The 21,174-nt window shown below is 54.4% G+C and carries 22 protein-coding genes; 7 read left to right on the forward strand and 15 right to left on the reverse strand.

From position 1 onward, the window contains the following. Nucleotides 1-79 precede the first annotated feature (79 nt). Nucleotides 80-2,416, forward strand: coding sequence for a response regulator (locus Q8W24_RS12050; protein ID WP_305475457.1), 2,337 nt, complete (start codon nt 80-82; stop codon nt 2,414-2,416). Nucleotides 2,417-2,441: 25 nt separating this feature from the next. Here Q8W24_RS12050 and Q8W24_RS12055 read toward each other — a convergent pair whose 3' ends face one another. Beyond that, nucleotides 2,442-3,941 carry an AAA family ATPase gene (locus Q8W24_RS12055; protein ID WP_303431777.1) on the reverse strand — a complete coding sequence of 500 codons (1,500 nt, stop codon included), beginning with the start codon at nt 3,939-3,941 and terminating at the stop codon, nt 2,442-2,444. A 146-nt stretch (nt 3,942-4,087) separates the two neighbouring features. Here Q8W24_RS12055 and coq7 point away from each other — a divergent pair, with 146 nt between their 5' ends. Beyond that, nucleotides 4,088-4,741 (forward strand): 2-polyprenyl-3-methyl-6-methoxy-1,4-benzoquinone monooxygenase, encoded by a 654-nt coding sequence (gene coq7, locus Q8W24_RS12060; RefSeq protein ID WP_305413920.1) that lies wholly within the window; start codon nt 4,088-4,090, stop codon nt 4,739-4,741. Nucleotides 4,742-4,844: 103 nt separating this feature from the next. On the opposite strand, the gene Q8W24_RS12065 is transcribed toward coq7, so the two are convergent. The 10 genes from Q8W24_RS12065 to rpsF form a co-directional block, all read right to left on the reverse strand. Then, complete coding sequence (locus Q8W24_RS12065; RefSeq protein ID WP_305413919.1) at nt 4,845-5,453, reverse strand: DoxX family protein; 609 nt, start codon at nt 5,451-5,453, stop codon at nt 4,845-4,847. Between the two features lie 104 nt (nt 5,454-5,557). Continuing rightward, nucleotides 5,558-5,785 (reverse strand): zf-HC2 domain-containing protein, encoded by a 228-nt coding sequence (locus Q8W24_RS12070; RefSeq protein ID WP_303431774.1) that lies wholly within the window; start codon nt 5,783-5,785, stop codon nt 5,558-5,560. A gap of 2 nt (nt 5,786-5,787) precedes the next feature. Then, complete coding sequence (locus Q8W24_RS12075) at nt 5,788-6,402, reverse strand: RNA polymerase factor sigma-70 (RefSeq protein ID WP_370693330.1); 615 nt, start codon at nt 6,400-6,402, stop codon at nt 5,788-5,790. A 77-nt stretch (nt 6,403-6,479) separates the two neighbouring features. Beyond that, nucleotides 6,480-7,052 (reverse strand): GNAT family N-acetyltransferase, encoded by a 573-nt coding sequence (locus tag Q8W24_RS12080; RefSeq protein WP_303431772.1) that lies wholly within the window; start codon nt 7,050-7,052, stop codon nt 6,480-6,482. Then, a complete protein-coding gene (locus tag Q8W24_RS12085) occupies nt 7,049-7,609 on the reverse strand; it encodes a GNAT family N-acetyltransferase (protein WP_305413914.1) in 561 nt (186 codons plus the stop codon). Before Q8W24_RS12085 ends, Q8W24_RS12080 begins: the two co-directional genes overlap by 4 nt. An 81-nt stretch (nt 7,610-7,690) precedes the next feature. Beyond that, nucleotides 7,691-9,076 (reverse strand): replicative DNA helicase, encoded by a 1,386-nt coding sequence (gene dnaB, locus Q8W24_RS12090; protein ID WP_303431770.1) that lies wholly within the window; start codon nt 9,074-9,076, stop codon nt 7,691-7,693. A 183-nt stretch (nt 9,077-9,259) separates the two neighbouring features. Next, complete coding sequence (rplI, locus tag Q8W24_RS12095) at nt 9,260-9,706, reverse strand: 50S ribosomal protein L9 (protein ID WP_303431769.1); 447 nt, start codon at nt 9,704-9,706, stop codon at nt 9,260-9,262. Nucleotides 9,707-9,735: 29 nt separating this feature from the next. Continuing rightward, complete coding sequence (locus Q8W24_RS12100; protein WP_305413912.1) at nt 9,736-10,599, reverse strand: hypothetical protein; 864 nt, start codon at nt 10,597-10,599, stop codon at nt 9,736-9,738. 66 nt (nt 10,600-10,665) lie between these two features. Next, nucleotides 10,666-10,896, reverse strand: coding sequence for a 30S ribosomal protein S18 (rpsR, locus tag Q8W24_RS12105; protein ID WP_303431767.1), 231 nt, complete (start codon nt 10,894-10,896; stop codon nt 10,666-10,668). A 14-nt stretch (nt 10,897-10,910) separates the two neighbouring features. Beyond that, entirely contained in the window at nt 10,911-11,342 is a 432-nt protein-coding gene (gene rpsF, locus Q8W24_RS12110; RefSeq protein ID WP_303431766.1) for a 30S ribosomal protein S6, read from the reverse strand. A 638-nt stretch (nt 11,343-11,980) separates the two neighbouring features. On the opposite strand from rpsF, the gene Q8W24_RS12115 reads away from it, so the two are divergent. The 3 genes from Q8W24_RS12115 (at nt 11,981) to Q8W24_RS12125 (ending at nt 13,475) form a co-directional block, all read left to right on the forward strand. Further along, nucleotides 11,981-12,349, forward strand: coding sequence for a hypothetical protein (locus Q8W24_RS12115; RefSeq protein ID WP_303431765.1), 369 nt, complete (start codon nt 11,981-11,983; stop codon nt 12,347-12,349). A gap of 71 nt (nt 12,350-12,420) precedes the next feature. Then, a complete protein-coding gene (locus tag Q8W24_RS12120) occupies nt 12,421-12,882 on the forward strand; it encodes a hypothetical protein (protein ID WP_303431764.1) in 462 nt (153 codons plus the stop codon). A gap of 14 nt (nt 12,883-12,896) precedes the next feature. Beyond that, on the forward strand, nt 12,897-13,475 hold the full coding sequence (locus Q8W24_RS12125) for a hypothetical protein (protein WP_305475460.1): 579 nt from the start codon (nt 12,897-12,899) through the stop codon (nt 13,473-13,475). A gap of 12 nt (nt 13,476-13,487) precedes the next feature. Here the strand turns inward: Q8W24_RS12125 and Q8W24_RS12130 are convergent, their stop codons facing one another. The 4 genes from Q8W24_RS12130 to Q8W24_RS12145 form a co-directional block, all read right to left on the reverse strand. Continuing rightward, nucleotides 13,488-15,923, reverse strand: a complete 2,436-nt coding sequence (locus Q8W24_RS12130) for an ExeM/NucH family extracellular endonuclease (protein ID WP_305475462.1) — start codon at nt 15,921-15,923, stop codon at nt 13,488-13,490. Between the two features lie 152 nt (nt 15,924-16,075). After that, nucleotides 16,076-17,218 (reverse strand): GTP-binding protein, encoded by a 1,143-nt coding sequence (locus Q8W24_RS12135; protein ID WP_305475464.1) that lies wholly within the window; start codon nt 17,216-17,218, stop codon nt 16,076-16,078. A gap of 182 nt (nt 17,219-17,400) precedes the next feature. Continuing rightward, entirely contained in the window at nt 17,401-19,911 is a 2,511-nt protein-coding gene (locus Q8W24_RS12140) for an ABC transporter permease (protein WP_305475466.1), read from the reverse strand. Next, on the reverse strand, nt 19,908-20,672 hold the full coding sequence (locus tag Q8W24_RS12145; protein WP_303431759.1) for an ABC transporter ATP-binding protein: 765 nt from the start codon (nt 20,670-20,672) through the stop codon (nt 19,908-19,910). The genes Q8W24_RS12140 and Q8W24_RS12145 overlap by 4 nt, the downstream gene beginning before the upstream one ends. Here Q8W24_RS12145 and Q8W24_RS12150 point away from each other — a divergent pair. Both Q8W24_RS12150 and Q8W24_RS12155 read left to right on the forward strand, forming a co-directional pair. Next, nucleotides 20,671-20,922 carry a hypothetical protein gene (locus Q8W24_RS12150; protein ID WP_305413905.1) on the forward strand — a complete coding sequence of 84 codons (252 nt, stop codon included), beginning with the start codon at nt 20,671-20,673 and terminating at the stop codon, nt 20,920-20,922. The two genes, Q8W24_RS12145 and Q8W24_RS12150, sit on opposite strands and share 2 nt — an antisense overlap. Before the next feature lie 69 nt (nt 20,923-20,991). Continuing rightward, nucleotides 20,992-21,114 (forward strand): hypothetical protein, encoded by a 123-nt coding sequence (locus Q8W24_RS12155; protein WP_305413904.1) that lies wholly within the window; start codon nt 20,992-20,994, stop codon nt 21,112-21,114. Nucleotides 21,115-21,174 lie beyond the last annotated feature (60 nt).

The raw sequence follows: 21,174 nt of genomic DNA on the forward strand, positions 1-21,174 counted from the left end.
CCGTGGTAATATCAACCGCCACACCGTTATCACCGTCTGGCAGGGCATTGCTTGCACTGCCAGACTCCAAGGTACCCCCATGACTGATATGGCAACAAGGCGACTTGATTTATCCTGGTTGGTACAGCTGCTTTGTCTGCTGCTGCTCAGCTACAATCACAGCAGCTGGGCCAGCAGTCCGGTATTGATCCCTGAGGGGGATTTTAATCACTCCATCAGCAGTTACGCTTCTATTCTGGAAGACCCGGATTCCTTGCTGGGTATTCACGATGTCCTCAGTCAATCGGTGCAACTGCGCTTTACGCCCAGTCATGCCGAGCATCTGCACTTTGGTACCAGCCGCTCTACATTCTGGCTACGTATCAGTCTGTACAACCCGTTTCCGTCTGAAAAGCAGGCCATCCTGGCACTCTCCAATAATCACATTCCCACAGTGTCGATGTTTGATATCAGTGATCGCGATAATATCCAGTTTATCCGTGGTTTTACCGAGTCGTCCGGCAGTTATCAGCAAGCACACCCGTTTTTGTTGACACTGCCCGCCATGTCGACCAGCAGCTATTTATTATCCATCTCCGGTAACAGCCTGCTGAACACCGATATCCGTCTACTGACGCCACAATATTTTTTGCAGAACGAGCAGTCACAATCGATCTCCATCGGCCTGGTCGCTGGCTGGCTGCTGGCAACAGCGGCTTATTTTATCAATATGGCATTAACCCGAAACTCCTGGCTGGCCTGGTGCATGTCGGGCTACTGCCTGGCCTCTACCATTTTTATTGCCAGCTGGCTCGGTCAGCTCGGCTTGCTGTTTGATCTTGAACTTGAACAATCCAATATCATCACCGATCTGATGACCGGAACGGCCATCAGCTGTCAGGTGCTCACGGCCTACTTCCTTGGCTGGAAAGGCCCTCATGCCCAATTGGTGCGACAGCTGTTGAGAGCCATGGCCATTGGCTCGATAGCGAGTGCCATCCTGCTGGTTTTCTTGCCATACAGCTACACTGAAATCCTGGCACCACTGCTGCAGCTGCTGCTGGCAATCTTGCTGGGTACCGGCTGCAGCCATCACAAGCCGGCACAACGCTGGCTGCTGGCCGGCACCCTGATAACCCTGATCGGTATCTCACTGGGCCTGCTGATCAATCACAATCTGCTCGAACTCGATTCGGTCAGCCAATGGATAGCGCTGTGGCTGCCATCCATCATGACCGCCTGCATGGTGATGGCGGTACTGTGCATCACCCGCCAGAGTGATCAATTTCTCGAGTATCCCAATCGTGGTGGTGTTATTCACCCAGAGATTCTGTCGCAGATTGCACACAAACTGCGCACTCCCATCAACGGCGTGCTCGGTATGAATGAACTGCTATCCGACTCCCCGCTGACAGACGTCCAGCGGGATTTCACCGAAACCATTACTCAAGCTGGCCAGGAAATGCTGCATATCACCAATGAAATTTCCGTACTGGCCAAGATTCAGGATGAATATCTGGAGCTGGATCAGCGCCCGTTTGATCTGGTAGCACTCACCAACAAGATTCTGGAACACCTCCAGCTGGGAGCCAATCGCAAACAGATTGAGCTGATGGTAGACCAGGCCGATGATCTACCAGCCCGGTTGATAGGTGACCGTAATCATCTGCATACCTTGCTGCACAACCTCTATTCCCAGTTGCTGGCGTACACAGAGCTGGGGGAAATCCGTACCCACTTGAGTCCACAGCTGAATAACCGCAGCCAGATCTATGGCGTATCAATCCAGACCCAGATCCAGGGCACCATCACTCACCGTGATGATTTGCGCATTATTCTGGAGCGGCTTAGCAATGCCAACCAAGCCAGCAGTCACACACCCTGGGATCAGGGTGTCTGCTGGCATCTGATTCGTTTTATGAAAGCCTCACTGGAGATGGAAAGCCTGTCCAACCACTCCGCTTCCCTCACCCTGTATCTGCCGATGGAACCGGAAGATACCGCGACTCAGATAAAGCGGGATCATGACGACAACCTGATTGGCATGAGCGTTCTGATTGTTGATGACAATGCCTCCCTGCGGAATGTGATTGAAAAACAGGTGCGGCGCTGGGGTATTCGAGTGGAAAGCACCTACAGTGGCAAGGAAGCACTGGCGATGCTGCGCAACCAGGCCGCCACAGGGCAGGCTTTTGATGCTGCCATTATCGACCAGGATATGCCGGTCATGAATGGTCTTGAGCTGATGCAACGTATTCAGGATGACTCGGCCATTACCCGCAAACCCAGGGTATTGATGCTGACGGGTCTCAGTATCAGCTCCGTCAGAAAGCAGGCACATGCGGTTGGTATTTATCACTTGCTGGCCAAACCAGCCAGTGGCGAACGCTTGAAACGGGCGTTACTGGAGCTGAAATACCACCCGCAACAAGACTGAACAGACTTACTGGATAGACTTAATCTTAATGTGCCAGCACAGAGCGCCCGGTTGCCCACCGGCGCAAATGCTGTAATTGCTCCGCCATCGTCACCGACAGTGGCTGGGTAGCATTGGCGGCATCGATCAATTGCGCAGTGGTCAGCGGTTGATGTCGGGAGCTGGCACCGTCGGCCACTCCGGATTCCGAACTGGCATACCAGGCTGCCACCACCACCTGCTCAATTTCAGCACCAGAAAAACCTTCTGTTGCTGCTGCCAGCAACCCCAGATCAACGGCATCGGCATCATGGCCCCGCTTGCCCAGGTGAATGCGGAAAATCGCCTCTCGTACACCGGCATCGGGCAAGTCGACAAAAAAGATTTCATCCAGGCGGCCTTTACGCATCAACTCCGGTGGCAAGGCATGAATATTGTTGGCGGTTGCAACCACAAACACCGGTTGTTGCCGCTCCGCCATCCAGGTCAGCAAGGTGCCCAGCAAACGCTGGCTGACGCCGTTGTCCTGGCCACCTTCACCCGCCAATGCTTTTTCGATTTCATCAATCCAGACCACACATGGTGACATCAGCTCCGCCAGCTGCAGGGCCTCTCGCAAATTACGTTCGGTTTCACCAAAAAACTTGTTGTACAAGGCACCCATATCAAGCCGTAACAAGGGCACTCCCCAGCTCCCCGCCACGGCTTTTGCCGCCAGGCTTTTACCACTGCCCTGTACCCCGAACAGCAGCATTCCCTTGGGCCGCATATTGGCATCAGCTTGCAAGAACGCCTGCTGCCGTCGTTGCAGCCATTGTTTCATGGTATCCAGTCCGGCCACATCGCCAAAGCGGGCGGTGTCATACTCAAACCCCATCACGCCATCCATATCCATTAACTGGAGTTTGGCCCGGCTGACTTCGGGCACATCGTCTGCCGTAATCGCACCGTCATCCACAATTGCCCCGCGAATCAAGCGCCGCGCATCGGAATAGGTCAAGCCCCGGAGGTTGGCAACCAACCGCTTCAGCGTCGCTTCATCGGTTTTGACCCGCATCCCGCTTTGAGCGGTATAACGACGTGCTTCTTCCTGCACCAGGGTCATCAGTTGCTGCTCATTCGGCAATTGCAGCTGGAAGCGTGCGCTCAGTCGCATCAACTCATCCGGTACAGTGAGGCGGTGACTGAGCAAGACCAGTGTCTTGCCGCCATTGGCATGCTGCAAGGCAATATCTTTCAGCAAGCGGACCGTTGCCGGTTCAGAGAGAAACGGGTGCAAATCACAAAAAACAAAAATCCCCCCCTGCTGCTGCTGCTTGATATGCATCAGCGCCCGGTCCGGTACTTCACTCTGCTCCAGTCCCGGGTCTTCACCAAACCCCAGTCGCCGCAAGCCATCGGTCAGGGTCCACTGTTGCAGTGCCATACCCCGTTTGATCGCCAACCGGGTCAGTAAATCCAGCGCCCGAGGTTCTTCGTGGGTTTCTATCACCAGAATGGGCGTATGGCGCTCCAGCATCAGGGCCAGGTCGTGTACATCCTGCATACTTTGATTCTCTCTGTCAGGCTGTCAGTAAGGGGAGGAATATCGATGATACGAATCATGCATCAGAACGCAGAAAAACGTAAACTGTCAGCAGATTCAGTTTTCCGGGGATGGCCTGCCATACCCGCATTGCGGAGAGACTTTTTATGAGCCAGCCAACCACTCGCCAATATTCCTTGCCTGACCGTTTGCTTGCCAGTGCCGACCAGGCCCTGCGTACTCTGGTACCGGGAGCCGCGGCCGCGTCACGTCCATCGCCGGCCCAGCAGCGTGAGCAGCATGAGATGACCGACGCCGAACGACAGCATGCCGCCGCCTTGATGCGTATTAATCATACCGGTGAAGTTTGCGCCCAGGCCTTGTATCAGGGGCAGGCATTAACTGCCAAGCTGGCTGATGTGCGCGAGGCAATGGAAACAGCCGCGGCAGAAGAAATCGATCACCTGGCCTGGTGTGAAGCCCGAATCAGGGAACTGGACGGCCATACCAGCCTGCTCAACCCACTGTTTTATGGTTTGTCCCTCGGTATTGGTGCCGCAGCAGGAAAGATCGGTGACAAGGTCAGTCTGGGATTTGTTGCCGCAACAGAGCAGCAGGTATGCAAACACCTGACGTCTCACCTCAGCGCCTTGCCAGTGCAGGATGAACGCAGCAAGGCGGTGTTGTTACAGATGCTGGAAGACGAAGCCAGACACGCAACCACGGCTCTGGAAGCCGGTGGTCACAAATTCCCCTTACCTATCAAGATGGCCATGAGCGCCGTGTCCAGGGTTATGACCGGGGCGACGTACCGGATCTGATCCTTGTTGTTTGTTATCGACCGTCTATGGGGTATCCGGTGTTTGCCCATACCCCTGGCCATAACTGCTGTCATCATAACAACCAGGGTTATTCGGTCGGTCGTTAGCGCAACAGGTTATGACGGCGTGCAATCCAGTAATCCATACTCAGATAGCGGCCACCACCGGTAAAAAACAGGCTCAGTAGCATAATAAAATAGGTCGCAACGAATTCGATGCCATTATTCAATATGGCAAAGGCACCGCGACCTGTCAGCCAGTCGTAATGACCGTGTTCCTGCAGAATCGTACGAGCGGCTTCCAGCCGTTCTGCCGATGCCATAATCCGCTCATTGGCCAACCAGCTGGAAGCATCGGCAATGGCCAGCCAACCGTACTGCCAATGTACTGACAGCGCTGCCATTATCATGATTAACATCAGCGGAATCGATATCCAGCGAACGGCCAGGCCGACAATCAATAGCCAGGCTCCAAAAAATTCAAAGCCCGATACCAGTGCGACCAGCACTTCCGGCATGGGCAGGCCCAGCCCCCAGCCTGTATTGCCAAACCAGCTGACTGTCTTATCAAATGTCATCATTTTGTCCCAGCCGGACTGCATCAGGACCGGAGCGAGATAGAGGCGCATCAACAGAGGGGCAAGGCCATCCAGTGGTTGCGCCGATCGCAAGACCCGGTCGGCTGGACGATAGAGTATATCGATAAGACTCATGAAAATTCCTGTCTGATAAATAGAGGATCAGCGCGTACCAATCCTCATGGGGTTATCAAGCTGTCGACACCATTTGGCCTCTGACAAGAAGTGCTGGAACGGCGTTATTCGTTGTCTTTGTTGTGGCCCTGCCAACCCGGTGGCTTGTCTTCCGGGTCATCACCCTGCGCGAAAGAACGCATCATGCCGCGTAATGATTGCATTTGCTGGCCAAAATTTTTACAGCCAGCGCAGATCATCGTATGAATTTTTAGCTCTGCCGTTTCTCCCAACGATAACTTGCGTTCTTGTGCTTCCGACATCAGCCGTGTTGCTTCACGACAATTCATCATGATTATGCCTCCTGTGCCCCTGAGAACCAGTTATTTTCCAGGCATTCCCGTAACTGCAGCCGCGCCCGATACAGCAAGACGTGCAAATTGCTGACACTGACCGACTGGGCAGAACAGATTTCGTTGCTGCTCAGTTCGAGAAATTCCCGCATCATAAAGACACGAGCCTGCTGTGCGGGCAAATGATTCAGGCAAGCATCAAAAACTTGCCAGAACTGCCGCTCATAAACCAGTCGCTGCGGGGCACCCCAATGCTGTGGGCGTTCGTCAGCTTGCCAATGCCCCCGATGGTCAAACAATTGGTCGTCCAACTCCTCACCATTCTTACAGCCATCGTCATCATCTGGCAGCATATGTTCCTGCAAACGATACTTCTGCCGCAAGATATCGGTGATTTTGTTCTTGAGAATGGCAAAGACCCAGGTTTTTAAAGCCGCCTGGCGTTTGAATGCATCGGCATTTTTCAGGGCACCAGCCAGCGCTTCCTGTACGGCATCTTCAGCGAGATGGTCGTCATTCAACTGCAGACGGGCGAACGACAACATCTGGTGACGTAATTGTTCCAGGAAATGGCGATCAGCGAGCGTATTGCTAGGAGTGTCAGTCAATGTATTCATCCATCTGGGAACATTTATTGGTTCTGTTCATAAAAACGGAAAGACAAAAACACGCTCCCTGTTGTCTCACCGCCCAATCAGAGCGGTGTTGGTGCCTCAACCATTGCATCAGTTGCCAATCGGGCATACAAGTTCAGATCCCGCCATTGCTCGTCAAATTCCAGCTGCGCTGGCAAGCAACCTTCATACTGATAACCCAGCTGATCCAGAAAGGCTTCATGCCGGGTCGAGCCAGGTAACAGCGCCACTTCCAGTCGATGTAATCCCAGCTCATTAAAACAAAAAGCCTCTATCGCGCCGATAATGGTTTCCAGCTCGTCAGCCTCAACGGATGGGCTGACTTCCCACTGCAGCCGAGCGCTATTCAGCATCCAGTTGATACTGTCCAGTGTGACACGCGCCAGCAGTTCTGCCAGGGCATCGACATCGCCGCTGTGACACTCCACCAGCCAGCAGGCCCCTTCACGGCTTTTGAATTTCATCGAGGCACGACGTAATTCATCCAGTGACTGTACCGATGCATACATCGGTGGTTTGGGAATATGGGCACTGGCATCAGGGTCTTTGAGCAAGCCATACAAGGCATCGCCATCCTGATCAATAACCGGTAACCGGATTACAAAAGGCCCCGCTTGCAGATTCCAGTTCATAGCCGTACCTCCACCGTTGTTGCTGGCAAAATATGGTGATAAAGCGTCTGGTCACAGTAGTCATCCTGCCCCAGACGCCAACCATCCCGCATCACCACGGAGCGCTGGAAACCGATGCTTTCCAGCATTGCCGGAATGGCGTCGCTTTGCCCCTGAATCCAGGCATACGCAACGCTGCGCAGGTGATATTTTTCCGCCATAAAGTTTATACAGGCAGTCAATGCCGCCGCCCGGTCAGCCATGGTTAAACGGGGTAAACCGTCGATTCGTAATGCCACTTTCAACAGGGATGGCTGCCAGTCATAGGCACTGGCCATCCCCAGCAACTGATAACCACTGTTGTCATCACCCAGTTCGATTGCCCACATCATGCCGCGTTGGGTGGCGGCCATTTGCACACTGAGTTCGATCATGCGATCCAGCTGCTCAGGTTGCTCCAGCGGGCGCTGGCCCGGTAATTCCGGCTGTTGATAAACCACAAACAGTGCGTCTCGGTCTGTCGCTTCCAGTGGCCGCAGGCGGCCGCCGTTAAATTTCAGCGTCGGGGTAAATTTCATTCAATATTCCTGAGTGACGTGTCACAGGCGCTGTTGCTGCCGGGCTGTGACGGGTATTAATATCTGCAGTCAATCACCGCTTTATTCATCCCCATAGTCATCATAACCATGGGCCAGATTTTCAAACCGCGTGTACTTGCCAATAAAGGCCAGGCGGTCGGTACCAATAGGGCCGTTACGGTGTTTGCCGGTAATAATTTCAGCCACGCCTTTTTCCGGCGTGTCTTCGTTATAGACTTCGTCGCGGTAGATAAACTGAATAATATCAGCATCCTGCTCGATCGCACCGGATTCCCTCAGATCTGACATCACCGGGCGCTTGTTCGGCCGTTGTTCCAGCGAGCGGTTCAACTGCGACAAGGCAATCACCGGGCATTCAAATTCCTTGGCAATGGCTTTGAGTGAGCGTGAGATTTCGGAAATTTCCTGGGTACGGCCTTCCGATTTTCCTGATACCTGCATCAGCTGCAGATAATCCACCATGATCAGGGCCAGATCGCCGCTTTCACGGTAAATCTTGCGAGCGCGGGCACGCATCTCCTGCGGTGTCAGGGCGGCGGTGTCATCGATATAGAGTGGCAAGTCTTTCAACATGGTGACAGCGGCGGAGAGCTTGGGCCAGTCTTCTTCAATCAGCTTGCCGCTACGAATCCGGCTCTGATCAATCTTGCCAATCGACGACAACATCCGCATCACAATCGATTCTGATGGCATTTCCATCGAGAACACCAGGCAAGGGCGCTTGCTGGCCAGCAAGGCATTTTCGACCAGATTCATTGCAAAGGTGGTTTTCCCCATCGATGGCCGCGCGGCCACAATCACCAGATCGGCTTTCTGGAAACCGGAGGTGCGCTGGTCAATGTGATCAAACCCGGTGGTCAGCCCGGTCAGGCCATCGGGCTGGTTGAACATCTGATCGAGTTGATCGAGGGTGTTTTTCAGAATCGGGGCAATTTTTTCAGGGCCACCGTCTTTGCGATTGCCTTCGGCGATTTCGGCAATGGCTTTTTCAGCATCCGAGATCAGGGTCAGGGTTTCATCCCCACCTGGCTCGTAGGCTTTTTGCATGATGTCGCTGGCGGCTTCGATCAGGCGGCGCTGCTGCGAGCGCTCGCGAACAATTTCGGCATAGGCATCGCAGTTCTCGATCGACGGTGTCATATCGACCAAACGGGCCAGATAAGAACCACCCTTGATGCTTTCCAGCTGGCCACGCTCTTCCAGTTCTTCTGCTACCGTCACCACATCAATGGCTTGTTCAACCGAAGACAAATGCTGGATAGCACGAAAAATCAAGCGATGATCATGGCGATAGAAGTCGTTGTCCCGCAGTGTTTCACTGACCGACTCCCAGGCGCGCTCATCCAGCATCAAGGCCCCCAGTACCGATTGCTCCGCCTCTACCGAATGCGGAGGGGTACGCTGGCTGGTGGTTGCCGTGTCATCGTTGTGATAGTCGTCAGTCATACCATCCTTCCTGAATACTGTCTGATCAATACACGCTGTGCTCGTCGCGGGCATGCTGAAACGCAACCTGGTGCCCAGGCATCAGGCATAAAAAAAGGCCCTATAGAGTCTTTCCCTATAGTGCCTTTTTCCTTGCAGCCGGTGAACCGGTATAACCGGTATCCACAGACTGACAGCAGTTACTTATTCAGCCACAACGTGCAGTTTCAGTACCGCTTCTACTTCTGGGTGCAGGTGAATCGCCACATCAAATTCACCAACTGCGCGGATTGGACCTGTTGGCAGACGAACTTCTGCCTTGGCCAATTCAACGCCGGCTTGAGAAGCCAGGTCGGCAATATCGCGGTTACCCAGAGAACCGAACAGTTTGCCTTCATCACCGGCTTTAACGGCAACAGACAGTTCGATTTCTTCGATTTTCTCTTTACGGGATTCAGCTTCAGCCAATTTGGCTGCTGCAGTCGCTTCCAGTTCAGCGCGACGCGCCTGGAAGTGTTCAACGTTTGCTTTGGTTGCAGGAACTGCCTTGCCTTTAGGGATCAGGAAGTTACGTGCATAACCAGGCTTAACGTTAACCTGATCACCCAGTTCACCCAGGTTAGCGACTTTTTCTAACAGAATAATTTGCATCTTGGATTCCTCATTACAGGGAGTCGGTGCTATTTGTCACCAGACGCCGTGTCTTTTAGTCGCATGCGGATATCTAGTACGCTATCCAGCACCGCTACGAAAATTAGTAATGTGTACATGTAAGGCCCAAACACGACCAGACCGATATAAATCGGCAACAGCCAGTTCGAGCTGGCGTTAGTGCCATGCACCACGCCATGGAACACTGCCAGGCCTGCCAACATCATGGCCACGGTTAACACCGGTACCATGCCAGACAATCCCGGCAACAACTGGCCTGCGGTAAGCACAACCAGTACGGCAGGCAGTGTGAATGCCAACGGCAAACGCAACTGTCGAAATTCAATGCCAAACCCTTTCGGGTTATACAAGGCACTCTGCCAATAGCGTCCCAATAACAGACACAAGATAATAACCAGTGTGTGCAAAGCGGCCAGTACCCCATGAATCATGGGGGCAACCAGAGGTTGCAAGCGCGCTTGTAAATCCGGACTGGATTTTAACGCTTCACTGACGGCAACCTCGCTACTGGACACTACCAACGGCAGTACATCGGCCAGCAACAAGGGCAAACACCAATAAATCAATTCTCCCAGTACCACCGCCGTCAGAATCGCCCAATCAAGACGAATCGAATAACGAAGTACCTGAGCAGCCAGGATTGTTCCTGCTGCTACCAGAACAGGGGTCGGATCACCTGCTGCCATCCATGCCAATGCTGGCAAGGAAGACCACAGGACCATCGGCAGACTGTCCCTGGAGGGCTGACGCAACAGCACCAGCGCCTGGAACGCTGCTCCCAGCCAAAACAGCATGGGGACAGCGTAAGCAATGGCCGCAACCAGAGTTACCCTCTGGCGGCTTTGCATGGCCCATTGAGCCAGATTTTTCATGCTTGATGCTCATGTTGATTAAGGTAAACGGGCTTGTGGCTCAGTTTATCCAACCAACAAGACCAATCAATTATCGTGCGCGTCTGAATACGGCAGCAGTGCAATATAACGTGCACGCTTGATAGCAGTAGACAGCTGACGCTGATACTTGGCGCGCGTACCAGTGATACGGCTTGGAACAATCTTGCCGGTTTCAGTGACATAGCCTTTCAGGGTATCCAGATCTTTATAATCGATCTCTGTGACACCTTCAGCAGTGAAACGGCAGAACTTGCGACGACGGAAAAAACGTGCCATGAGTAACTCCTCTCTTAATCTTCGTCTTTGGCGGAATCGGCAGAATCTTCAGTAGCAGATTCTTCAGTCTCAACCGCTTTTTCACGGTTGTCTTCGCGCGGCTCAGGACGACGACGATCTTCGCGGCTTTCAGCAGCTTTGATCGGAGAAACATCAGTCACCGCTTCATTACGACGGATCACCAGGTTACGCAGAATGGCATCGTTGTAACGGAAGTTGGTGGTCAGTTCGTCCAGGGCTTCCTGGGTACACTCTACGTTCATCAGAATATAGTGTGCTTTATGAACATCGTTGATCGGGTAAGCCAGGTGACGACGGCCCCAATCTTCGAAACGGTGGATAGATCCTGCAGTGCCTTCGATAGTCGCGGTGTAACGCTCAACCATCGCTGGAACTTGTTCGCTTTGATCTGGGTGAACCAGAAAAACGATTTCGTAGTGACGCATTGTCAGCTCCTTATGGGTAAAAAGCCTTCCGGCCAATCCGGTAAGACAAGGAGTCCGTTTTTATTATCAGCCGCTGTGGCACCGTAATAAACAGCACCGCGGATTTAACAATAGTGTACGGATAAAAAGGAGCGCGGAATTTACCAGAATAACGGTGAAAAAACAAACAGGAAACGTATTCCTTACGAGTACTGTGATCGCGACGGGATGCACGGCCCCTTATTCCGGATTTTTGTGTTTGGTATGGCTGGCCAACCCCGCACAGGCACCGCACAGGCCTTGCTGCGGCATCCAGTCACATTGCTGCTACATAACCCGGGAGTTATTCTGCTTGCGGGCTATGAGGGTAGCTCGATTCCCATCTGCTGGGGCGCTGATCTGATTCCGTCAGCGCTTTCAGCCTTTGCGCTAAGCAACGCCCGTAACCAACAACAATGGCACTGTTATTGGTTACGGGCGATTTTCTTGCCGCTTTCTCACCGTTTTGCCTTTTCCTTTCTTGTTCTTTCCTGCTCGCCACACGCTGCGTTTCATGCCAGCACCGTCACATTCAGGATAACGCCAAACGGCGCAATCTGCACAGCCTTGGGGTATATTGCGCAAATAGATCCCGACTCTTCAGAGGCACAGCTACAACGATGACTTCCACTCTCCCTGATATCGAAATTTACCTGTTAAAAGCCGAACCGGAGCAAGTACGTGCCTGGCTCGAATCCAGTATTGGCCCCGTCACCGACACAACCCTCAAGGGTAACAGCCACTTCTGGCGTTGTGAAAATATGGACATGGTGTTTACCGTCCGGGCAGAAGGTAATTTCGACAGTCTATGGATCAAGCAGAACCATACGCCATGGGCAGATGATCTCGAATGTGCCCGTTCGGCCCATCATGTGCTGGAAACCGAGATTCGCTGTGCTGCCCGCGTTTGGAAAGAATCTGAAACCGAAGACCAGCCAGGCTGGGTCAAGCTGACCCATGGACAGGAAAAGCCATTCGAATGGAAATAATCATTCTCTATTGCAAATAAGAATAATTATCATTAGAGTGGTCTTGACCTGATCAGAAAGAGACCACGCTTATGTCCGCCACGCTACTCGCCTTTCCGACGCAACCTGCCCAGATCAATGCCATCCCTGACTCCGGCAGCCGCAGCAATAACCCCTGGCCACAACTGACTTCCGGGTCCAGCAACAGCCGGCGACTGGAACAACTGGAGCAGTTGATTCCGCAGCAACACAGCGATGTGTTACTGACACTCTGGGTGAATGAATATCTGGATATCGGCTTGGAACTGGCAGAAGAGGCCGGCAGCCGTCACTTGCCAGCCTTGCAGGAAAGCTGGCTGCGTCGCCTTTACAGCCACCTGCGTAACACAGCTTTTGCCGATGACTGCAGCCCTCAATGTCGGCAACTGTGCCTCGAAAGCCTGTATCAGCCCTTTTTTGCCCTGCGCTATTTATATCGGCAGCAGCCACAAGGGCGTCTCTGTATCCGCCGCCTGAGTCAGGATTTATCAGCCTCTACCCGCTACCTGATTTAACTGGAGCCACATCAATGACAGATATCGCTATTCTGTACGACAGCAGCTGTCGTTGTTCAACGGCGACCGCCTGCGCACTGGAGCACCATATTCATTGGGCTCCGGTCGCGCTGTGCAATTTGCTTAGCTGTATTCCGGAAGATATCCAGCCCTACCACACCCTGGTGATGGCGCTGCCAATCCATGCTTTTGGCACTCCGGAAACCCCTTGGGCAGACGCCTGGCCTATTCTGGAAGAGTTGAGTTATCACGGTAAACAAGTAGTGCTGTGCGGCACGGGCAACGAATTCTGCTATGACGATGACCGCCTGCACGCCCTGGCGCAGCTCAGTACTCAACTACAACAGCTAGGGGCTGAATTGCTCGAAGGGCTGACCGATATGCCCATGACGCTGCTGAACCAATGGCTGACACAACAGCACCCATGCCACTGGCAACCGCAAACCCGGTTGATCTACTCCGATGGCCTGTCAACCCGACAACAACCACTGTACGACAAAGAGCTGGAAGCACTGGTCGAACGTATTCGGCTGCGCTACCAATCCAGTGGCACCATGCCCATGGCACGACCTCACCCCAACAGGCTGGACTGACACCCGACTCCCTTATTGACCACTGCTGCCGACCCGTAATCCAATCACTACCGGGTCATGATCGGATGAACGATAGCTATCGGCCTGACCATAGTGATCAACTGACGCATAGCTCTGACCATTGGCGTCGGTTTCATAACCCATCAGTGCATCTTCTACCGAGTTGATATGCCAGGCGCCCGCACTGACTACATGATCCGCAAAGGTGGCCGTTGCCAAGGCATGGTCCAGACTGCCGAGCAAGCCGTTGTAACTGTAGGTATAAGGTTTCGCTTCGGTTGCCACATCCGAGCGCTTGAGGTCGTGGTATCCCCCTGCCAGCAATACCTGCAGCGGGTCTTCCTGGCTGTAAGCATTCAAATCCCCCATCACCAGGACAGCGGTGGATGTCACCCCCGTTGGCTGTGTTTGCAAATACTGCAACAAGCCAGTAGCCGCCCGGGTACGCAGAAGATTGCAGTTACCCTGGCCATCGGCACCTTCGTGTTGCTCATGACAAGCCGAGCCTTTTGATTTGAAATGATTGATCGACAGCGTAAACACAAAGTCATGAAACTCGAATGACTGGATCAGGGATGGCCTGTGTTTGCGGTCGTTGAATAACACGCCCTGCCGGTCACGTGGCGAATTGGCCGATGACAGCACCTGGGTCGTGCCCCGTAACCGAAGACGTCCAGGCCGATACAGCAATCCGACCGTAATGGCATCCGTACCAATACGCGGCGTGCCCGGGTCCACAAACGCATACTCATCGCCGGGAGCCTGCAAGGCATTCATGGCATCCAGCAATTGCTGAATGGCACTGTGCTTGTCGTAGCCGTCATTTTCGATTTCCATCAAACCAATGATATCCGCATCCATGGCAGCCATCGCCGCGACCACCTTGCTGCTTTGTAACTGGAAGGCGGCGTAGGTACTGGCACCACGGGAGGCAGGAAAGCCGCCACCCTGGCCATCACCGTTAAAATAGTTCAGCACGTTCATGGAAGCGATACGCAAATTGGCATCCGCACTCACCGTTGGTGTCGGGGTACGGGCATGACTGGCAGCCATACGGTATCGTTCGGGAATCAGCATAAAATCGTTTTTGAAATGATGGATCACGCCGCTCAAGGTGGTAAATGAATCACCGATCCGTACCGGGTTATCGGCGCGATAGCCGGTTGTCGCATCAGGAAAAGGAATAAATGTGGGGTAACGGCCACTCATGCCGTCATCCACCAACAACCGGTCCAGCGCATAACGTTTAAGCAGTGCATCCGCGGCCTCTGACCCTGGCGGTACGACATCGGTCGGCTGAAAATGCAAAGAGGAAGACACCACCAGCTGACCATAATTGCCTAACCCATAACCGGCACCATACAAGTCGGCAACCAGCAGCCGGGTGTGACTGTGCACTCTCATGCCTTCGAGGGCTTCCCAGTCGGCCAGATCCCTCACCGGCAAGACCAGCGGCTGCGCCCGAGGTAACGCTGTATCCCGGCGACACACCGTCAGGTCACGGATATTACCCAGCCGCGTCACTCCTGACGTTTCCCCCACGGTTCCCTCCAGCCGTACGGTATCACCGACACGAATATCCGCCCCTTTGCTTTTAACAAACACCCCTTCTGAACTGCGGGCATCGTTATCGGCATCGGCGTCTTCTTCCTGTATCCAGAAGCCCCCATAGCCCACCCGGGCATCCAGTGTGACCACGGCTTCCACCAGCACTCGCCGATTATTCAATGGGCTGGTATCGTCACTGACATGGCGAATACGGCCCTGGATAGCACTGATCCGGGTAACGCCCGTTGGATCACCACACTGCCCGGACCGGGATTGTTCCGGCTGATCGTGGCACGAATTCCGCGCACCGGGAGTCGCTTCGTCAACCTGAAAGGCGGCACCGGAGCGAGCGGAGGTGGCACAGCGCTGGGAAGAATGCCTGTCTTTGTCGCCCGCTGAACCTTCATCGACCTGCACCGGGTCAGCCAGCATCAGGACGCTTAATAGTCCGCGATCGTCCGCATCACGGGTACCGTACACCAGAGCATCCACCAGATTGCTGGCGGTGACAGCCGTACCTTTGGGGAAATCAGCCACCGAACCATGGTACAGGGCAACGGCATCGGCACCGTTTTGCAGAATATTGTTCCCTATTTCCAGGCCGCAACCAGCGATCGTGGCAACGCTACCACAGACCACAAAATACCCTTCCGCATTTGTGCGCCTGGCTGACAAATCCAGCACCAGATAGGCGCGGTCGTTGCTGCCGTTATACAGCACCAGTACGTAGCCAGTTAATGACGTCGCGCCACGACCACCGTTGTACAGCTCGATAAATTCGGCGTTGTCATTGCCTTCGGTGTCGGCATCTACCTCATTGATCAGTAGTGTTGCCTGACAGCTCAGTGCCAGCAGCGAAAGGCCAACCGCCGCCAGTACCGAATAAAACGTGCGCATCATCGCGACCTGCTTATTATCAGAAGATGAAGAGAATGGGATACCGCGACATGGCACACCAGGCTACGGCATGCCAAACGAGCGATGGTAACGATGGCAGTCCTGTGCCATCGGGATAAACAGACAATGGATAACGTCAGCCCGATGCCACTACGCTAGGATGCCATCCCGCTTAACGCGCAGGCCTGCCAACCAGCTTCCAGCGCCGCTTGTGGCAACACGTCCAGATCGATCAATTCCAGCCGGTTTTCAAAAGCAATGACACTGGCGTCTCCCAGCAGCTGCTCCGTCAGAGTGCCTTCGCGCAGATTGAATGCCACTACCCCGGCGTCGGTTGCCAGTACCGCCTTGGCTCGTTCAATCTCCAGGCTATACAACCAGTTCCTCAATGCCGCCAACGAAAACAGCCATGGCTGCGCAATCAACCAGCCTAACGCATGATAGCCATCACCCTGATGTGGCAAAGCCCGAAAAGATTCACCAGCTTCCAACTGCAACGGCTGAGTCAGATCCAGCACCGGCGGGAGCCTGAGTGTTGTATTACTTGCCGTTACGCTTGCTTCTGATGCTCCAGCCTCAGCACCGGCTGCGATCAGCAAGTCGGGAGACAGCTGCCCCTGGGTAATCCGGACAGCCTGGAGTTGCGGATTCTCTAACTGTCGTTCGGCCACCAAGGCATCAAACAGCCGCAGATCTTCCGGCTGACAGACATCGATTTTATTGGCCACCAGCACATCCGCTACCGCAATCTGATCGGCGTAAATCTCATGCTGGCGATATTTCGGCTGACTCAGATGGCGCGGGTCGACCAGCGTCACCGTGTTTGCCACTTTCAGCACATCCTGATAACCCGACTGGGAGAGTATTTTCAGAATCTGGCGCGGATGACCCAGCCCTGTTGGCTCAATCAGCAAGACATCCGGCTTTTCCCGACTGATCAGACTGTTCATGCCAATCTGGAACGGCAGCCCCGAGACACAGCACAGACAGCCGCCAGGGACTTCCCGTACCACCACCCCGTCTCCCAGTGTTTTCAATATGGTGCCATCCACCCCGACTTCGCCAAACTCATTCACCAGTACCGCCCATTTTTCTCCGGCTGGACGATGCTGTAACAAATTCAAGATCGTGGTGGTTTTGCCTGTCCCCAGAAAACCGGTAATAACAGACACCCGCACCTGGGGAAGTGGCGGTCTTGATGCTGTTCCAGCACGAGAGACCGAACCCGTGGTACCGGAATCTCCCTTGTCGGAAGCAGAGCAAGATTGATCAGTGGCTGGTGTGTCAGGAAGGGCCATAGCAAAATCCGCAGCAGGTCAAAACGTTGCAGATTAACATAGACGCTGTATTTTGACTTGTTGCGCCTCGCCCTGGCCGCTTGCACAGCTTAGGCCGGGCAGCTTATCAAGCCATTGGGCAACACCTTTTGGCAGCGCCAGATCAACGAATGATCTGGCATATGCCGATCATGTACTGCAAGTCAGCTCAACTCGCGCATCACAATCAAGGGCGCAACACGAATGGTTTTGCGCAAGAGCAGCGTCGCCAGCCCGGAGAGTACCAAAGCCGACAGCAAGGGTAACCACAACCAGATCCAGCCCAGACCACTGTACGGAATAGCCAGTACCTGGGTGTACAAGGCCCAGCACAAGGCTTCGGCGGCCAGCAACGCCAGCAACGCGGCAATCAGTCCCATCAGAGAAAACTCACAAAGCTGGGCCTTGCGTATCATCCCACTGCTGGCTCCCAGGGTTCTTAGCAGGGCACCTTCCTGCAAGCGTTCCCTCAGGCTCGCCACCAGCGCCGAGACCATTACCAGCATCGCGGCGATCAACACCACCGCCAGGATCAGCTCCACCGCCAGGCTGACCTGATACAACAACGATTGCAACTGCCCCAGCAACGCCTGCATATCAAGGATATTGATCGCTGGAAATTCCCGGATCAGGCTGGTCAATTCGGCCTGGGATTGCTCCGGGACGTTAAAGCTGGTGATGTAGCTGGGCGGCAATTGTTCCATCAGGTCAGAGGAAAACATCATAAAAAAGTTAGGACTGAGTGAAGTCCAGTCGACTTCCCGCAAACTGCTGACACTGGCTTCAAACTCAACACCGGCGGCTCGGAAAGCCAGGGTATCCCCCAGTCGTACACCTAACCGCTCCGCCAGTTCAACTTCTATCGACAGTTGGCCGGAACCACTCATCGCTTGCCAGTCCCCAGCCACAATACGATTGGAGGACGGCAACTGATGATCAGCCGTCAGCGCCAGATCGCGATCAATCGCACCTATATTCTCCAGCCCCAGCTCCTGGATACTGCGACCATTAATGGTCAGTAATCGTCCCGGCACCATGGGATAAATGGTCTGGGCATCAAAGCCGCGTTCTACCAGCCCGCTTTGAAAGCCTTCCTTGTCGTAACTCTGGATATTCATGGCAAATACATTCGGGGCATTGGCTGGCAAGCTGTTTTGCCAGTCAGCCAACAGGTCATTACGCAGCATCGCAATCACGATCATGACTTGCAGTGTCAGTGAAAAAGCCAGTATTTGCCCGGCAGTCTGGCGGCTGTTACGGCTCAGGTGCTGCCAGGCAAAACGCCAGTGTAGCGCCAGGCTGGTATTTTCCAGTCGCTTGCGTAAGCCGGAGATACCCAGCTGCAAAACTCCGAGCAAGACCAAGACCAGAAGCGATCCGCCCCCCATCACTAACAAGGTGAGTAACAAATCACGGGTAAACACCCACAGCAGCAGGGTCAATGACAACAACGCCAAACCGGTCATCAGCCAACCGGCCAATGGCACCGGTGTCAGATCCCGCCGCAACACCCGCAAGGGTGACACGGTTGCCAGCGGCAGCAGATGCGGCAAGCCAAATCCCAACAGCGTCACCAACCCGGAGCTGAGGCCCAACAACCAGGCCAGCGCCGGAGCGGCGGGCATCTCGGCAGGCAAAACATCCGCCAGTAACTGGATAATCCCCGCTTGCAACAGCAGCGCCAGTAACGCCCCGATCGCCGCTGCCGCCACGCCCAATGTCACCAGTTGCCAAAGGTAGAGCCGCAGCACATCAGCCCGGTGCAAACCAAAGGTACGCATCAGGGCGCTGATATCAAAATGCCGGAGGGCGTAACGCTGCGCTGAAATCGCTACCGCAATGCTGGCCAGCACCACCGCCAACAGAGAGGCCAACGCCAGATACTGGCGGGCTTTTGCCAGCGAACGGGCCATACGCTGATTGCCATCTTCCAGGGTTTCAAATTTTTCCTTGTCGCTGAGCGGCCACTGGTCTTGCAGCTGTGCCAGAGCATCCGGCTCCCCCTGCATCAGCAAGCGATAGCGCAAACGACTGCCCGGCCCCAGCAAGGCACTGCCCTGAACATCGTCCCAGTGCACCATCATCCGTGGCGACAAGCTGTACAGGCCACCACCACGATCAGACTCTTCCATGATTTCCCCAGTGACCCGGTAGCTTTTGTCCCCCAGTTCCAGCTCATCCCCCAGAGAGGCACCCAGCAACGCCAGCAAGCGCGGTTCAACCCAGGCTTCTCCCGCTGCCGGGCCATGATTCTGTAACACCGGTTCCGGATGACTGGCGGTGATCACCTTTAATCGCGCCTGCATCGGATAGCCGTTATCCACCGCCTTGATTGCTGCCAGCGTCATATTGTCGCCGTGTAACACCACACTGGGAAAAGTCATTAACTGAGCGGCTTCCAGACCCAGACCGACTGCCAGTTGCCGTTGTTCATCGGTAAAGGGGGCGGTGGATCGAACCCGCAAATCAGCCCCGAGCCAGGCACTGGAGTTATCATCCAGCGACAGCTCGAGGCGGGCACTGAACAGCGCAATGGCAGTGGTGGATGTCACCGCAATCAGCAGCGCCAGTAAAATCAGCGTTAATTCACCACTGCGGGCCTCACGCCATAGCAGCCGTAATGCCAGCCGCCACTGCGCCAGTAAGGGTAATCGGGTCATGGGTAATGTTGTCATGCCGAAGCCTCGGCGACAGTCACATCCTGCAGTTGGCCATCGGTCATACGTACCTGACGCTGGCAACGCTGTGCCAGTTGTGGGTCGTGAGTCACCAGCACCAGCGTGGTGCCGTAGTCAGCGTTCATCTGGAATAACAAATCTTCAATCTGTTTGCCGGTGGCGCGATCCAGATTACCGGTGGGCTCATCAGCAAACAGAATATCCGGCTGACCCGCAAAGGCCCGCGCCAGCGCCACCCGTTGTTGCTCCCCCCCCGACAACTGGCTGGGGTAATGACTGATACGATGACCCAGACCAACGCTGTCCAGTAACGATTTTGCTTCACGCTGTGGTTTTGTTTGCTGGCGAATTTCCAGCGGCAACATGACATTTTCCAGTGCCGTCAACCCTGGCAATAACTGGAAGTTCTGAAACACAAAGCTGACCCCTTGCGCCCGTACTGCCGCCCGCTGGTCTTCATCCAGCTGGTCGAGCCTGTGTCCGAGCAGTGACAGCTCACCAGCAGAGGGTAAATCCAGCCCGGCCATAATCCCCAGCAAGGTGGATTTACCACTGCCGGAGGTACCGACGATGGCCAGACTGGTACCTGCTTCCACCTGCAGGGAAACCGCCTTCAATAACGTCAGCGGTTGTCCTCCCGCTTGTACTGTTTTACCAACACGGGTTAACTCAAGAGCTAGGCTGTGGTGACCGTCTGTCGCAGAGGACGAGGCCGGTTTTTCAAGGGGATCAAGCGAGATGTCGCGGTTATTACGCATGGCTAATATCAAAATCCTGTTAGTGGCACTGGTCGTATTGACCGGCTTGCCGTCACTGGCAGAACCGGCGGATACCGGGCGTCACGCTGCCCCGATGATTCTCGTCGTTGGAGACAGTATTAGTGCCGGATTCGGCGTGCCGATTCAACAGGGACAGGTCACTCTGCTTCAGCAGCAGCTGCAACAGCGTGTTCCACTGGTCACGGTAGTCAATGCCAGTATCAGTGGCGACACCAGCCAGACCTGCTGATAATCGAACTCGCGGCAACGATGGCCTGCGCGGCACACCACCCAGCGTTATCCGCAGCAGATGATTGCCATGGCCGAACACAGAGGCATCATGCTGCTGGGTATGCAAAATTCCCCCAATTATGGCACTCGCTACACCGACGGCTTTGCCAATATTTATAACGAAGTTGCCTATCAGGGGACATCTATTTAATCCGGTGCTCACTCTGGGCTACCGGATGGTTTCGAATCACGAAGCCGACTTGCAGGCCTG

Origin of the sequence: Oceanobacter sp. 4_MG-2023 (genome assembly GCF_030689165.1) — a bacterium.
GTDB lineage: Bacteria > Pseudomonadota > Gammaproteobacteria > Pseudomonadales > Oceanobacteraceae > Oceanobacter.